At 41.6% G+C, this 16,925-nt stretch carries 13 protein-coding genes; 3 read left to right on the plus strand and 10 right to left on the minus strand.

Features of this window, described 5'->3' with window-relative positions:
• Positions 1 to 11 precede the first annotated feature (11 nt).
• Together ACESZG_RS08950 and ACESZG_RS08955 are read left to right on the plus strand one after the other, a co-directional pair.
• A complete protein-coding gene (locus ACESZG_RS08950) occupies positions 12 to 713 on the plus strand; it encodes a response regulator transcription factor (protein WP_008705651.1) in 702 nt (233 codons plus the stop codon).
• Entirely contained in the window at positions 710 to 2,122 is a 1,413-nt protein-coding gene (locus ACESZG_RS08955) for a cell wall metabolism sensor histidine kinase WalK (protein WP_008705652.1), read from the plus strand. Before ACESZG_RS08950 ends, ACESZG_RS08955 begins: the two co-directional genes overlap by 4 nt.
• A 185-nt stretch (positions 2,123 to 2,307) precedes the next feature.
• On the opposite strand, the gene ade is transcribed toward ACESZG_RS08955, so the two are convergent.
• From ade to ACESZG_RS08995, 8 genes are all read right to left on the minus strand, one after another.
• On the minus strand, positions 2,308 to 4,032 hold the full coding sequence (gene ade / locus ACESZG_RS08960; RefSeq protein ID WP_055200003.1) for an adenine deaminase: 1,725 nt from the start codon (positions 4,030 to 4,032) through the stop codon (positions 2,308 to 2,310).
• 278 nt (positions 4,033 to 4,310) lie between these two features.
• A complete protein-coding gene (locus tag ACESZG_RS08965; protein WP_173706356.1) occupies positions 4,311 to 6,287 on the minus strand; it encodes an oleate hydratase in 1,977 nt (658 codons plus the stop codon).
• Between the two features lie 287 nt (positions 6,288 to 6,574).
• Positions 6,575 to 7,144, minus strand: a complete 570-nt coding sequence (locus ACESZG_RS08970) for a TetR/AcrR family transcriptional regulator (protein WP_022380387.1) — start codon at positions 7,142 to 7,144, stop codon at positions 6,575 to 6,577.
• A gap of 27 nt (positions 7,145 to 7,171) precedes the next feature.
• Positions 7,172 to 7,672, minus strand: coding sequence for a tRNA (cytidine(34)-2'-O)-methyltransferase (locus tag ACESZG_RS08975; RefSeq protein ID WP_173720881.1), 501 nt, complete (start codon positions 7,670 to 7,672; stop codon positions 7,172 to 7,174).
• Positions 7,673 to 7,742: 70 nt separating this feature from the next.
• Positions 7,743 to 8,339 carry an AIR synthase-related protein gene (locus tag ACESZG_RS08980; RefSeq protein WP_055057233.1) on the minus strand — a complete coding sequence of 199 codons (597 nt, stop codon included), beginning with the start codon at positions 8,337 to 8,339 and terminating at the stop codon, positions 7,743 to 7,745.
• 139 nt (positions 8,340 to 8,478) lie between these two features.
• On the minus strand, positions 8,479 to 10,155 hold the full coding sequence (locus ACESZG_RS08985; RefSeq protein ID WP_173720882.1) for a B12-binding domain-containing radical SAM protein: 1,677 nt from the start codon (positions 10,153 to 10,155) through the stop codon (positions 8,479 to 8,481).
• A gap of 6 nt (positions 10,156 to 10,161) precedes the next feature.
• Positions 10,162 to 10,464 (minus strand): thioredoxin, encoded by a 303-nt coding sequence (gene trxA / locus ACESZG_RS08990; RefSeq protein WP_008705666.1) that lies wholly within the window; start codon positions 10,462 to 10,464, stop codon positions 10,162 to 10,164.
• Positions 10,465 to 10,575: 111 nt separating this feature from the next.
• Entirely contained in the window at positions 10,576 to 11,484 is a 909-nt protein-coding gene (locus ACESZG_RS08995) for an NAD(P)/FAD-dependent oxidoreductase (RefSeq protein WP_118614845.1), read from the minus strand.
• 338 nt (positions 11,485 to 11,822) lie between these two features.
• On the opposite strand from ACESZG_RS08995, the gene ACESZG_RS09000 reads away from it, so the two are divergent.
• Entirely contained in the window at positions 11,823 to 13,397 is a 1,575-nt protein-coding gene (locus ACESZG_RS09000; RefSeq protein ID WP_118614847.1) for a glycoside hydrolase family 43 protein, read from the plus strand.
• Positions 13,398 to 13,583: 186 nt separating this feature from the next.
• Here the strand turns inward: ACESZG_RS09000 and ACESZG_RS09005 are convergent, their stop codons facing one another.
• Positions 13,584 to 14,654, minus strand: coding sequence for a hypothetical protein (locus tag ACESZG_RS09005; RefSeq protein WP_118614849.1), 1,071 nt, complete (start codon positions 14,652 to 14,654; stop codon positions 13,584 to 13,586).
• Between the two features lie 85 nt (positions 14,655 to 14,739).
• Positions 14,740 to 16,860, minus strand: a complete 2,121-nt coding sequence (locus ACESZG_RS09010) for a glycoside hydrolase family 3 C-terminal domain-containing protein (RefSeq protein WP_008705671.1) — start codon at positions 16,858 to 16,860, stop codon at positions 14,740 to 14,742.
• Positions 16,861 to 16,925: the final 65 nt, after the last annotated feature.

Genomic DNA, 16,925 nt, shown 5'->3' on the forward strand with positions numbered 1-16,925 from the left:
GAGGGACCACCATGGTTTCCAAACAGAAAATCCTTATTGTTGATGATGATAACAATATCGCAGAGCTTATTGCCCTGTATCTTACCAAAGAATGCTTCGAGACAAAAATCGTAAATGACGGAGAAGAAGCGTTAAGGGAATTTGCCTCCTTCCGCCCGGATCTGATCATTCTGGATCTGATGCTTCCGGGAATTGACGGTTATCAGGTATGTCGTGAAATCCGACATACCTCTGATGTTCCCATCATTATGCTTTCAGCAAAAGGCGAAACCTTTGACAAGGTTCTCGGACTTGAACTGGGTGCAGATGACTATATGATCAAACCCTTTGATTCCAAGGAACTGGTTGCCCGTGTACGTGCTGTCCTGCGCCGTTTCCAGGTTAAGCAGCCATCGCCTTCTTCCAGTGAAAAATGTGTTACTTACCCGGATCTGACCGTTAATCTGACAAACTATGCAGTCACATACATGGGTCGTCAGGTTGATATGCCGCCAAAGGAACTGGAACTTCTCTATTTCCTTGCAGCATCACCAAACCAGGTATTTACCCGCGAGCAGCTTCTGGATCATATCTGGGGTTACGAATACATCGGTGATACCCGTACTGTAGACGTTCATATCAAACGTCTTCGTGAAAAGATCAAAGACAATCCTCACTGGTCCATTGCCACCGTATGGGGAATCGGATACAAATTTGAGGTAAAAAATCCATGAAACAGCATCATCTTTCCACAAAATTCCTGAGATTTTATATTCTCATCGGGATTTTAGGATTTTTCCTCATAACCCTCGGCGGTTCTTATATGGTGGAAAAGCATCTGGAACACTCTTTAAGTGCCGCACTTTATACAGAAGCGCACAATATCGCATCTAACGAAGCAGTTAAAAGCAATATCTCTTCCAGTACAGTAGATACTCTTCAGGAACACTTATGTGCAATTTCCGATTTTCAGGATGCTGTATTGTGGATCATCAACAGTAACGGTGAAATCATTGTAAGTACACAGAAAAATATTGATGTCCGGGATCCAATCCCACTGGAAGAATTCGATGCTTCCAAATGGGGAAGCAACTATTATCAGATTGGAAAGTTTTATGGTTTCTTTAAAACAGATCATTTGAGTGTTATTGCCCCGATCACCTCTGATATGGAAACCAAAGGTTACGTGGCAATCCATTATTCGATGACAAACCTTTATCAGAGCCGAAGCAGTATTCTTTTTATCATGCAGGTAATCTTTCTCCTGTGCTATGCAGCCACCAGTCTTCTGCTCTGGGCTTACAGCCACTACATACGTAAGCCCCTGGCCAGGATCATGAAAGGTGCCAGTGAATATGCAGGAGGTAATCTTGCATATAAAATAGACGTTACTTCTGATGATGAAATGGGATATCTTGCCAAAACTCTGAATTATATGTCCGATGAACTGAACAAAAACGGAGAATATCAGCGTAAATTCATTGCAAATGTCTCTCATGATTTCCGTTCTCCCCTTACCTCCATCAAGGGATATGTCAATGCCATACTGGACGGTACCATCCCCTATGAGATGCAGGAACGGTATCTGAAGATCATCGCTTTTGAATCTGAACGTCTTGAAAAACTCACCCGCAGTCTTCTGACTCTGAATGAACTGGATATGAAAAAACGGATGATGCACATTCAGCGTTTTGATATCAATGATACCATCAAAAACACAGCAGCTACATTTGAAGGCATCTGCACCAGCCGCCAGATCCGTCTGGAGCTGCTTCTCTCCGGACATGAACTTTATGTCAGAGCTGATATGGAACAGATTCAGCAGGTCCTTTACAACCTTCTTGATAATGCCATTAAATTCAGCAATGATAATTCCTCTGTTCAAATTGAAACAACTGTAAAAAGCGGTAAGGTCTTCGTTTCTGTAAAAGATTACGGAACCGGCATTCCCAAAGAAAGCCTGGGCAAAATCTGGGATCGTTTCTACAAAATTGATGCATCCCGCGGAAAAGACCGTAAAGGCACCGGACTTGGACTTTCTATAGTCAAAGAGATCATCAATGCACATAACCAAAATATTGATGTGATCAGTACAGAAGGTGTGGGAACCGAATTTATCTTTACTCTGGAGAAAACGAAATAAATTTCTTTCACTTGAAAAATATTGTCTTAAATATACCTGTAACAACCCTCTTACCTGGAGCGTGTCTGAGAGGACTGCTATAAAAAATACCGTAACAAAAGTATATATCATTTACTTTTATTACGGTATTTTTTTTATTCTATGGCAATCCTCGTAAATAATGCATTTAAGACATTTCACCCACCTTAACTAAACGGTGTTCTCAGCATTCTGTCTTCATTTACGAGATAGATTCCTCTCGGTGTGATCCTGATTTCAGGAATCACAGGAAGTGCCATAAATGACAGGGTGATAAACGGATCAAATCCTTCTTTCACTCCCATCTCATGGGCCTTCGGAATCATTTTTGCAAGTGCTTCGTTTACACTCTCGTAGCCGGCATCGCTCATCAGTCCCATGACAGGAAGTGGTAAGGTTCCATAAATCTCTCCATTGCATACCAGAGTATAACCACCTTGCGTCCGCATCATTTCTTTTACAGCAACAGCCATATCACGATCATTATCTCCTACTACAATAATATTGTGGGAATCATGAGAAACACTGGAAGCAATGGCTCCGCCGCGGATTCCATAGCCTTTTATAATGCCCACTCCCATCTTGCCCGTATTCTTATGACGCTCGATCACTGCAATCTTCTGATATTCCCCGTCCGGAGCAAAATATTTCTCACCATCCGATTCTATCCATGGAACCTCTTCCAGAACATCCCTTGTCACAATCTGTTTTTCAAGCATCTGAATCACTCTTGCCTTTGTTCCCGGATGTTTCAGTTTCAGACGTTCCTCACTGAAACCTGATACATGAACTGTATTTTTCAGATATGGAGGACATGGTTTCAATTCTGCTTTCTCATCTTTAATGATCTTCTTACCACAATGATATACATCTACAACATTCAGATCTGCCACATTATCCAGAATGACAAAATCTGCCTGTCTTCCGGGTGCGATCATTCCAAGTCTGTATAAACCATAGCATCTTGCAGGCTGGATCGTTGCCATCTGCAGTGCTTTCTCAACCGGAAGTCCAAGCTGTACAGCCCGCTTCACATTATAATTGATATGCCCCTCTTTACGAATTTCTTCGATATGCTTATCATCAGTACAGAAGCAGAAACCTGACGTATCTGTATGGTGTTCCACAATCCCCTTCACAATAGCATCCAGATTTCTTGCTGCACTTCCCTCACGTATCAATACCTGCATTCCATTTCTTGCCTCAGCCATTGCATACTCATAATCCACACACTCATGATCTGTGTCAATTCCGCCAAGTACATATGCAGCCAGATCCCCAGATGCCAGAAACGGTGCATGGCCATCCTTCACTCTGTCCTGAAACAGCTGGAGCTTTTCATGCATGGCAACACTTCCGTTAATCACAGAAGGCGCATCCATCACTTCACCAAGTCCCAGAATCCTCGGATGTTCCAGATATCCCTTCATCTTTCCTGCTGTAAGAATACACCCGTTATCATCCACATGAGTCGCCGGAACACAGGAAGGCATCATTACATATACATTTGCCGGTGCATCTTCTGTCTGATCCAGGATATAATCAATTCCATCCGTACCGGATACATTTGCAGACTCATGAGGATCTACAATAAATGTTGTAGTTCCACACTGTGCAGCCTGCCGGACCAGCTCACCCGGCGTCACCAGAGTAGATTCCAGATGCAGATGACTGTCGATAAATCCCGGACAGATTACTTTTCCTTCCAGATCAATCTCTGTCTCTCCTTCATATGTACCGACTCCGATCACAATTCCATCTGCAACAGCCACATCACCATCAATAAATTCTCCCGTACCAGAGCTGAACACACGCCCATTTTTAAACACCAACTCAGCCTTCTCAATACCTCTTGCCATCTGCGAATACCTGCGATACATCTCAAGTTCCATAAAAAAACCTCCTTTCGCTCCCTTGAAAGCCCTCCTGCGCCACACATTCATTATTACAGTAAAGCTTCCAATATATTATCATATTTACTTGTTTTTTCAGACTTTTTATTGTCCCAATCATTTTTTTCTATATATTTCATTATATATTATCATCTGTCTTTTTAATTTGCAACCTGTTTTTTCTTTACCAAAGCAACTTTCCATCAACTTTTAACGGCTTTACAAAAAGGCTGCCGGATATCTCCTGCAGCCTTTTCATATCACTTACATCTCTATATTTACATCATATAATCTTTGATCACATCATGATCTCTGAGTACTTTCTCGATCACAGTTCCCTTAACAGCTTTCAGAAGCGGTTTCTTCAGCATATCCAGTGGTCCCGGAAGTTCGATCTCCAGTGGAGATTTTCCATCCATCAGCTTCACACTGCTATCCAGTAATTCTCTGATATCATAAACACTGCCCCATACTTCCGGCACACCTCTGTCAACACCCAGAAGTCCATACACAGCCTCCATAGCAGTTCTTACGGAATATTCAGTAGTAAATACAGTATCTCTTGGTGTATCGGCAAACTGTCCGAGGAATGCGAAGTTTACACAGCCATCCGGAATAACATCAGGTCTGTCACCCTTTGTTCTCGGCATAAAGAATGCTGTAATATAAGGCATCATGGTCGGTACACAAACTGCACTGTTCTCAGCCATGTCTTCAATCTGGTCAACCGGAACGCCAAGATGATAGAGCCACTCTTCTGTGATTTCCTTACCTGTACACTCCTTCATAGGCTTCTTGATATAATCACCAGGTACATCTGTAAACAGACCATATACCCATACACAAACCTTGTCTTTGTCCTGATCCTTGAACTGTCCCTGTCTATTGATCGTCCAGCTTAATAACCAGCTGGAATCCTGACAGCTTACAATACCGCCTGTAACAACCTTGCCTGTTCTCGGATCACGTTTGCAGATATCTGTAATATAAGGAATGATCTTATCATCCAGAGTAGTCACTGTTGCTGACTCCCAATTTGTCTTAGCAATATCAGAACAGAATTTCTCAGGATGTCCGAAGGACGGATCCTGTTTTGCGATATTTTTCCAGAGACTCCAGCATCCACTTGTACGAACTTCTGCATCTCCGTTCGGTGCATGATTCTGATCGCCATAGATGGTTCCCTCTGTACAGCTTCCGTTTGTCACAAATACAAAGTCGTTTTCTGTAAGAACAATTCCCTTTTCTACGCCATTCACCTTACACTCGATTGCTTTTGCAATCTTCTTATTGCCTTCAAACTCAAAAAGTACGTTTGTAACCTCTGTATTGAACTGGAATTCAACACCTGCTTCTTCCAGATATTTCTGCATTGGCAGGATCAGGGATTCGTACTGATTATATTTTGTGAATTTCAGGGCACTGAAATCCGGAAGTCCGGAAATGTGATGGATAAATCTCTGGAAGTACAGTTTCATTTCCAGTGCACTGTGCCAGTTCTCAAATGCGAACATGGTTCTCCAGTATAACCAGAATGTGGAATCAAATACTTCATCGTCAAATACATCTTCAATTGTCTTGTCATAAAGATCTTCATCCTTTGTCATGAACAGCTTCATGATCTCCATGCAGCCCTTCTGGCTCAGATTGAATTTACCGTCTGTATGAGCATCCTTGCCTCTCTCTTTTGTTGCACGACAGAGAGAATAGTTGGGGTCTTCCTTATTCAGCCAGTAATATTCATCAAGTACAGATACACCAGGTGTTTCAATGGATGGAATACTTCTGAAAAGATCCCATAAGCACTCGAAATGGTTTTCCATCTCACGTCCCCCACGCATCACATATCCGCGGCTCGGATCAAAGATACCGTCACATGCTCCGCCTGCAATATCCATTGCCTCCAGAATGTGGATATTCTTTCCGGGCATCTGTCCGTCACGTACAAGGAAACAGGCTGCTGCAAGAGAAGCCAGTCCGCTTCCTACGATATAAGCATGTTTATCATCTACGCCTTCCGGCTTTCTTGGACGTGCAAATGCTTCATAGTTACCGTTTGTATAATAAATTCCCTTACTGTTTTTCTCATATTTTCCACGTTCTGTATTGCGATATTCACTTGTATTATGAAGTGCGTCATAATCTTCTTTTTTCTTTGTCTCAGCTGTTTTATACTTCTTTCCTGCTGCCACTGCTGCCACGCCTGCTCCAACTGCCAATGCGGATACAAGTCCTAAACCTTTATTTTTACTCATAATACACATCCACCTTTCTTCAATTCTTCTTTAGAAGTTCTTTCAGCTCTGTGATTTTAAATGCTTTTCGTTCTCTCTGCTTTACCCATTTCCCGGCAAAACATCTTCATGACTTTTACATTCTTATCTGTATGTTTTCCATATCATAAGCATTTCATCCGTCTGAATGATTTGTTTGTTGCTATGGCTGTATATTAACAGTTAAAATATGATTCTACAATTTACAAAAGCCGCCGAATGATAAGTTTTTTATCACCCTGCGGTTTTTGTAAAGAATTTTTATATGATTATTTTTCCATATTATTTTTCTGAAAATTATGAATGGATGTAGTCACTGTATCGTGAAGCGTCAGATCCATCATTCTTACCAGATCTTCAATATTTTCTTTCATTCCTTCCCTGATCCACTCAAGCATGATTCCCACAAAACCATATTTATAGAAGTCTGCAATAAATTTCTTATCCTCTTCTGTGATATTCAGGCCCTTGCTTTTTTCTTCCACCACACCCACGATCAGATCATAGGTTAATTTAAAAAGATAATTTTCTATCCGCTCCCTGTCCACATTTCTGTAAACATTCATAATAAACGGTTTATTTTCCAGCACTGCCTCAAATATCTGGGTCAGCCCTTCTGTCCAGGATTCAGAAGTCTTTTTGCCCTGAAGGGCTTTTGTCCCATCTTCCACACAGGACCATTCAACCAGATCATAAATATCCTTGAAATGATAATAAAAAGCCATGCGGCTTATTCCACAGTCTGTGGTAATATCTGTTATCGTGATCTTGTCCAGAGGTTTCTTCAGAAGAAGCCGTTTCAGGGATTCTTCCAGAGCTGCTTTTGTGGTATTTGGCATATAACTCCTCCAGTCTGCTTACTGTGATTATTTCCAGTCGTAGTTTCTCAGGTGTCCTTCCAGATTCATGTGGTCAAAATTATTCTGGCGCAGTGCCTCGTACAGAACAATTGCTACGGAATTGCTCAGGTTCAGAGAACGGATATCTCCGATCATAGGAATTCTTACACAGGTTTCCTGATTATTGACCAGAATGTCCTCCGGGATTCCTGCGCTCTCTTTTCCAAACATAATGTAGCAGTCTTCTTCATAATGAACATCAATATAAGTCTGAGGTGCTTTTGTTGTTGCATAGTAAATTTTTGCCCCGGGATTCTTCTCCAGAAAGTCCTCAAAGTCCAGATATGTAGTTACATCCAGATCTTTCCAGTAATCCATTCCTGCTCTCTTTAAGGCTTTCTCACTTAAGGAAAATCCCAGAGGCTCAATAAGATGGAGTCTGGTTCCTGTTGCCACACAGGTACGGCCGATATTTCCTGTGTTTGCAGGAATCTCCGGCTCATGAAGTACAATATTTAATTTTGCCATTTTGTTTTTATTCCTCTTGTTATTAATCGTCTGTCTTTTCTTAGAAAATTGTCTCTTAAGTTTCCTGCAGTTACTCTTTGAGAAGTTGCTGCAGTTCATCCTCTGCCGGACGTTCCAGATAGCGGGCACTGCCGCCACTGTAGAGAAGCCGGTCATTACCACTGTTAGTCTGACCGATAACCTCTGCCACAAAACCCTCATTGCGAAGTCTCTGTACCAGTGCTTCACCTCCGCGGATTCCAATCAGTACTGCTCCATCTGCCTGAAGCTTATATGGATTCAGGTCAAAAATCTCGCACACTTCTATGGTCTCCTGACGAATCGGTACCTTACGGAAGTCTGCTTCCAGTCCTACTTCTGAAGCTTCTGCCATCTTCCAGAGCGCACTTAAAAAGCCGCCCTCACCCATAGCATATAATGCGCTGGCATCTGCCTCCTGCGCAATTTTCCAGACAATACTGCCGGCTCCATAAGCATCCCAAAGTGAAACGCAATTCTGAATAAAACCGGCAGAGAATCTCTCTGCCAGTTTGTCCTTTTTATTTTTTGCTATTACAGAGGTTCCTTTCAAAGCCACCGGGCATGCCACTACCAGTTCATCTCCCGGTTTCAGGCATCCGGTTATTTCTGCCCTCAGAGCCTCCATTGCCGCCTGTCCCAGTCTCATTCTTTTCCTCCGAAAATTTATTATACGATCAGAGACAGAACTGTCGGCACTACCATTGCCAGTACCAGAATGATTGCAATAATTGCTGTGATCACTTTACGGTTCTTTGGATTAAACATTCCCATTTCTCTTCACCTCTTTAATCTCTGTTCAGGTTCTCAAACACATCTTTCGTCACATCTGTCACATGAGCGTTGTTAGTCAGCGGATCACGGTCTGCATAGTTAAACAGCAGCACTGTTCCATCTGCAAATACTTCCACATGTGCATTCTTTGCCACTTTTTCCCGTTTTCTGAAGTCCCATATCTGTCTCTCAAAAGGCTTCTGATCTCTGGCAAAGCCAGGACGGCTTTTCAGGTTTTCTCTCAGATAGAGATCATATACCATCTGGTCTTTTACCTGATCCATGGAAATCTCCGGCACATCTTCAAGAAATTCCAGCAGGATCTCATATCTTCGCATTCTTGTATGAGAAACATCACCATAGCCCTTTTCCATGTAAAAGCTGCCCAGTCTCTCATAAATCGAGAAAGCATCCTGGAAAAAGTTTTCCAGATATTCAAGTGTATTCTGGAATTGTCCACTATTATAATACACTTCCACCATATTTTCCACAGTTTTCAGCTTCAAAACATGGTCATAATCCAGCCACTTCGTGGAAAGTACCTCATAAGGCTCCTGTGTTTTGTATACAATACCATATTCCCTGCACATCTCCATCATATGGGAACCCTTTAACACCTTCAAAAAGCCCAGCTGAAGCTGCTGTGGTTTCAGTGCATAAACATCATTAAAGGAATGCCGAAAGCTGTCATAATCTTCATAGGGAAGTCCTGCAATCAGATCCAGATGCTGATGGATATTTCCAAAGCTATGGATTCTGTCAACAATTCCTTTCAATTTTTCAAAATCCATAGTTCTGTGAATTGCCTTAATCGTGTCCGGATTTGTTGACTGTACTCCAATCTCCAGCTGAATCAGACCCGGGCGCATGGTGGACATTTCCTGCAGTTCCTCTTCTCTTAACAGATCTGCTGAAATCTCAAAATGGAAGTTTGTCACACCATTATCGTGTTCATTAATATACTTCCAGATTGCCATTGCATGATCGTGTTTACAGTTAAAGGTACGGTCTACAAACTTTACCTGCGGAACCTTATTGTCTATAAAAAACTGCAGCTCTTTCTTTACTGTCTCTGTATCTCTGAAACGCAGTTTCTTATCAATGGAAGAAAGACAGTAACTGCAGGAGAAAGGACATCCTCTGCTGCTTTCATAATAAATGATCCTGTTCTTAAACTCGGACAAATCTTTGTAAATGAACGGAATACTGCTTAAGTCCATAATCTGGCGCCATCCATTATGTATAATCTGATCTCCGTCTCTGTAACAGATTCCTGTCATATCTTTCAGATCCTGCGGATTTTTTTCCACATAATATCCGGCAAGTTCTTTAAATGTTTCTTCACCTTCCCCGACCATAACACCTTTAAATTCTGAGTTTTCTGTCAGGAATTTCTCCGCATCATAAGAAACTTCCGGACCGCCGGCCCAGAAGTCGACGCCCGGAAGAATCTTTATCAGATCTGCCATCAGTTCTTTTACAAAAGAAAGGTTCCAGATATAACAGGACACGCATACCACCTCAGGATGCTCTAGGTAAATATCACGCATGATATCATCTTTCTGCTGGTTGATGGTATATTCCTTTAATACAATATGATCTGCGTAATCAGATGCATATGCCTGCAGATCATAAACAGCAAGATTAGAATGAATATATTTTGCATTGCATGCCACTAATAAAATCTTCATAAATCTTTAGCCTTCCAGTGCACTCTTCAGCTCTTCTTTGGAAGTAAGACCTACGAAGCGTTTCACTTCCGCACCGTCTTTAAACAGGATCAGTGTCGGAATGCTGACTACACGAAACTGCTGTGCAAGTGCCATATTCTGATCTACATCTACTTTTCCCACTGCGTATCCCTCTTCTGCCAGTTCTTCTACAACCGGACCCTGACGCATACATGGTCCACACCATGTTGCCCAGAAATCTATAAGAACCGGTTTCTCAGATTTTAATACTTCTGTTTCAAAATTTGCTGTTGTAATCTCTTTTGCCATGATTTATATCTCCTTTGCTTATTCTTTATAAAAATTTGCAATGTAAGTTCTCTGGTTTTATAATATCAACACTATAACCCTGTTAAATTTTCAATTTTTATTTTAGATTTTTTATTTTAAAGATCTTACATACTTCCCTGCATTAATACCTGCCTGTGCTCCCTCATATACAGCTTTCGCCACCTGAAGAAGCCCGCCTGTACAGTCACCTGCCGCATAGAGTCCCGGGATGGTTGTTTCCATATTTTCGTTAACTTTAATGTTGCCTTTTTCCGTAAGTTCAGCTCCCATCTGGCGGGCAATCTCAGTACTGCCTGCAGTTCCCATTGCAATAAATACACCCTCTGCAGGACAGAAATCATTTGCCTGCTGACCTGCTTCTGCCTTTATTTCCTCTGCCTGCACATCAGGTTCAAGACGGATTCCGGATACCAGATCATCGCCCTCTACAGACTGGATCTTCATTGTGTTTACACTGATATTTTCTTCAGGTGTAAATTCCGGTTCTTCACCGTTTGTATAAATGGTTACTGTAGAAGCAGTATTAGACAATTCCTTTGCTTCATGCATGGCGAAATCACCGTTTCCAAGAACTGCTACATCCTTGCCTCTGTAAAAGAAAGCATCGCAGATTGCACAGTAACTGACACCTTTTCCCTCAAATTCTTTAACACCCGGGATCTTCGGTGCAGCGCGCTTACTTCCTGTTGCAAGAATCAGACTCTGAGTCTCGAATTCACCTTCTGTAGTTTTTACCACAAAAGTATCAAACCCGCCGACTCCCAGAACCTGTGCATCCAATATTCGTACGCCCAGTGCTTTCACCTGAGCGATTCCTGTATCATATAATTCCTGACCGGACAGCGGATGTTCCAGTCCGTAATAGTTTTCTATTTTCTCTGCTTTTTCCAAAGCACCGATCCCATTATTGACCACCAGGGGATCCAGATTTCCACGAACTGCATAAAGCGCAGCGGAAATTCCTGCAGGTCCGGCACCTATGATTATCACTTTTTCCAAATTCTGTCACCTGCTCTCTGTTATTGTTTTCAATATACTGTGATATATCATCGTTACTGTTCACTCTGTTCTCAGTAACTTATTATCAGCTATTGTTACTATACTACGTTTTCTGAAAAAAATCCATGATTTTATTTGGATAATTTTGGTATAATTTGGTTAAGGTCCCCACCCACTGCTTATTGCTTTTTGTAACCTCCACAGGGGACTTACTTGATTCGGTTAAACAGCAAAAACTGTGCTGTTTTTTCCATCAGATAGAAACTTATTTCTATTTTACTTATTATAATTTTGCCCTATAGTTAAAATGATTATAGTTTTTTAAGGAGGTTCTTTTTATGCTTCAAAATACATATCACAATCCGCTTCTTCCCGGTTTTTATCCTGACCCTTCTATCTGCCGGGTAGGAGATGATTATTATATGGTTACTTCTTCATTCGTTTATTATCCGGGACTGCCGATTTTCCACAGTAAGGATTTGGTTCACTGGGAACAGGTTGGTCATGGAATCCACAGACCTGAGCAGCTTGACTATAAAAACTGCGAAACTTCTGAAGGATTATGGGCACCAAGTATCCGTTATCATAACGGAACTTATTACATCATTAACACTTTCGTATCTGCAGGACGTGAAGCAGACCGTGACAATTATATTATTACAGCAAAAAATCCTGCCGGCCCGTGGAGTAATCCGATTGTTGTAAAAGGTGCAGACGGCATCGACTCCAGTCTTTTCTTTGATGATGACGGTTCTCTGTGGTATGTAGGCAACTACATCAGCCCTGACTGCCTTTATGAAGGACATCATGGTATCTATCTAAACGAACTTGATCCGGAAACCTTCCAGTTCAAGGGACCTCGTTACATTATCTGGGATGGTGTAAAAACACGTAGTAAATGGATTGAGGCTCCGCATATTTACAAGAAGGACGGATGGTATTATCTCCTTGTTGCAGAGGGTGGTACTTTCGTAAATCACAGTGTACAGATGGCCCGCTGCCGTACAATTCAGGGAGATTACGAAATCTGCCCGAGAAATCCGATTGTTAGTCACAGACACATGCCTCTGTTGAACCCGATTTCTGTTACAGGACATGCTGATATCGTAGAAACTCAGAATGGTGAATGGTGGATGGTCCTTCTGGCTGTGCGTCCATATGAAGGAGGACATTATAATCTTGGCCGCGAGACCTTTATGGTTCCGATTATATGGGCCGAAGACGGATGGCCTATGGTTGACAATAAAACAGGACTTGTCCAGACAGAAGACCGTCTTCCGGATTTACCTAAGACCATTTATCCATTAATGCCTGAATCTGATAACTTCGAATGTGATACTCTGCAGATGCAGTGGAATACCATTCATCCGCCAGTTAAACAAATTTATTCTCTGACAGACCGCTTCGGATATCTGCGTCTGTATACAAGAAAAGAAGTTCTGAACGAAATCTGTCTTCCTTCTTTCATAGGACGCAGACAGCGTCACAAAATATTCCTGGCAAAAGCAGCTATGGAATTTACTCCTGCAAACGAGAATGAAGAGGCCGGAATTGCTCTTGTACAGGATGACCGTTTCCATTATCTTATGGTATTAGTTCAGAAAGACGGAAAGCCATTCCTTCAGGCTTACCAAACAGAAAATGGTACAAAATCTTTGCTTGCAGAAACTGAGATCAAAGATGTAAAACGCCTCTACCTCAGTGTTCAGGGTAATACTACTGATTATGACTTCTATTACGGATACACAGATCAGGAAATGCTCCCGCTTGTCAGAGGGCTGAATGCTTCTCTGTTAAGTTCTGTAGTAAATAACGGATTTACCGGAACATACATCGGTATGTATACAAGTTCCAACCATCAGCCAAGTACTAATTATGCTGACTTTGACTGGTTCAACTATCAGGGAGAATAATCACTGTTTACAATTAACAAATCCATAAAAAATTTAAAATATAACGCAAAAACGGATTGCCGTTCAACGTGAACTTCGCAATCCGTTTTTACTGTTTGCAATATCTATATCTCTTTAATCAATCAGATAAAATCATCCGCTTCTCCACTTACCCGTAACCAAATAACTGTTCCACAATTTATTCGATTAAAATGCTTTTTTAATCTGTTTTACCAGTGCATCCACATCTTCCGCTTTCACAAGAAATCTCTCGGTTCCATTGATTTCCAGACTATCATAAGTATCATCATATGTATAATATTTCAGAGTTACTTCCGGAGCTTCTTCTGTGTTTCTGTGGAATGTTACAGTCAGCACTTCTTCCTTATCTGCTGCATCTTTTGTTTCTTCGACTTCCGAATCAAGCATTATACTTTGAAGTGCCTGATACAATTCAGTAAATTTCTCCTTCTTTACAGTTTTCTTTTCAAATTTATAATCGCTGCCGTCCAGCTTCATCGTATATGTTTTCTTTCCGATGGTCATGTCTGCACTGCCAAGTGTATCAATATTTACCAATGCCGGAATCTTCAGAATCAGATTAAACGGTTTCAGCTCCAGAAGACTGTTCACCGACTCTTTTGAAAGCATATAAACAGCCTCTTCGTATCCTTTTACACATGCATAATAGTCACCATTCTCATCTGTATTTCCGATAAGGATCGTTGCTGTTGCATCTGCATCCTGTGTTTCTTTTGCTGTGTCATCGTTAACTGTATTTACAAAATCTACTGTAAAATATGTCTTTGTATTATCCAGTCCGGTATCTGTATTTGCTGCATCGACGCCGTTGCTGAGATCAAAAGCAGCCAGCACTCCAAACATTTCATACATATTCTCTGTGTTTACTGTTGCAGTCTCATCATACGGATTGGTAATTTCCCAGTAGTCGAAATCCATCTTATAATCTGCCGGTTCCTGTTTAATCTGAAATACTTCTTCGCCGTCCTTTACAATGGAAAATCTGCGAATGGAATAGACAGACATTCTTGGATGTTCTACAGTTTTTAAATCTGTATTTTCTGTTTTATCATCTGTCTGATCAGCAATTTCTTCTTCCACAGCTGCATCTTCTGCTTTTGGCTCTTCTGCAGTCTCAGAGTTTTGTTCTGCTTCATCTGCCCATACAGGACAGGATATAACTGCTGTGCCTGCTGCACCGGCAGTAAACATGGCTGTCATTCCAAGAAGTAATATTTTTTTAATTTTGTTTTTCATGTCTGTGTTCCTCCTGTCCATATATAATATGGTTTTTATTTTATGTTACTTTTCGCAATTGAAACAGAATACTTACTCCGTTCGGTTAAAGTGCAATTTCTATCTCAGCAGGCTTATGTCCTGTCAGTTCTGCACTTCTTGTATCCGGCTGGGATACTCCTGCAAATAAACGGAAATGTTTTCCTGCAATGTAACGATTTCCATCTTCATCAACTATATTCATTGCTTTATTAGAAATTGTAAATTCTACAGATTTCTCTTCTCCCGCTTTCAGAGATACTCTCTTAAATCCGCAGAGACTGTAGTTACGAACTGCAAGCGGAGAATCAAGGTCTTTGATATACACCTGAACAACTTCATCTGTATCTACTGTTCCATTGTTCTTAACAGTTGCTTTTAACACGATATCGGACTCTGCTGATACTTCACCGACAACCTCTGCTTCTGTTACGCAGGTATCACTGTATGTAAGTCCGTATCCAAATGGATAAAGTGCCTCTTTTTCCATATAACGGTAAGTTCTGTTTTTCATAGAGTAATCTGTGAATTCCGGCATTCCTTCCAAGTCTTTATAGAAGGTTATCGGAAGTTTTCCTGATGGAGATTCTTTTCCGAAGAGAAGATCTGCTATTGCACGTCCGCCTCTTGCTCCCGGATACCATGCAAGAAGGATTCCATTACAGTTATCCTGCGCATAATTCAGGTCAATCGCACTTCCTGCCATCAGAACTACGATGGTAGGTTTTCCTACTGCTGTTACTTTCTCGATCAGTTCTTCCTGTACTTTCGGAAGATGAAGATCAACTTTGTCCCCGGATGCATCACTGTTTCCGGTATCTCCTTCTTCTCCCTCCAGAGTCTCATTAAGACCTACGCAGAGTATGACTACATCGCTGTTTTCCGCTGTAATTACTGCCTCAGAAATTCTGTCCTGATCCCATGCCAGATTTTCAACTTTGTCTTTATATAAATCACATCCCTGAGAGTAAAGGATCCTTACATCGTCACCTGCTTCTTCACGGATTCCTTCAAGAACAGTAATATATTCTGAAGATGTTCCATGATAATTTCCAATAAGAGCTGCACGGCTATCTGCATTCGGGCCGATGACACCAATAGTATTTACTTTTGTTTTATCAATCGGAAGAACTCCATCATTCTTCAGAAGTACGCAGCTCTTTCTTGCCATCTTAAGAGCTTCATCAATGTGCTCTTTGCACTCTACCACACTATACGGTATCTTATCATATTCACTTCCGTCAAACAGGCCCAGCAGATATCTGGTTGTCAGCAGTCTTACTGCGGATTCTGTAATTTTCTCTTCTGTTACCAGTCCATCCTGATAAGCTCCCATCATATGAAGATATGTATTTCCACAGTTCAGGTCACAGCCTGCATTTAATGCCATAGCAGCGGACTGTCTTGGTGTGGAAGTTACCATGTGATGTTCATGAAAGTCACGGATTGCCCAGCAGTCAGAAGTATAATGACCTTCGAATTTCCATTTTCCTCTCAGGACATCTTCCATAAGATATTTATGTGCACAGCAGGGTTCTCCGTTTGTCCTGTTATAAGCACCCATTACAGCCTCAACATCCGCTTCTGTTACAAGCGCTTCAAAAGCCGGAAGATATGTTTCCCACATATCCTTCATGCTTGCCTGTGCATCAAATTCATGTCTGAGCGATTCCGGACCGCTGTGCACTGCATAATGCTTTGCACATGCTGCCGCTTTCATTACAGGTCCATCACCCTGGATTCCTTCTACGAATTTCACGCCAAGTCTGGACGTCAGATATGGATCCTCACCATAGGTTTCATGCCCTCTGCCCCATCTCGGATCTCTGAAAATGTTTACATTGGGGGACCAGAAAGTAAGACCCTTGTAAATATCTCTGTCTTCTTTTGCAGAATATGCATTGTATTTTGCTCTTCCCTCAGTTGCAATGATATCGCCAACTTTTTTCATCTCTTCATCGTCAAATACTGCAGCCATCGCAATTGCCTGTGGGAACATGGTTGCCACACCTGCTCTGGCCACTCCATGCAGTGCTTCATTCCAGTAATTGTATGCCGGAACACCCAGTCTTTTCACGGGAGCAGCATCGTATTTTAACTGGGAAGCCTTCTCCAGAAGCGTCATCTGTGATACCAGTTTTTCTGCTTTTTTTCTTGCTTCTGCTCTTTCTTTTCTGTGATCTTTCATTTCAGATCCTCCTGTTTATATAATTTGATAATTATTCAGCAGGTATTAACAAAGCCTCAGCGCAG

The organism is Blautia sp. Marseille-P2398 (assembly GCF_964240315.1).
Lineage (GTDB): Bacteria > Bacillota > Clostridia > Lachnospirales > Lachnospiraceae > Blautia_A > Blautia_A wexlerae.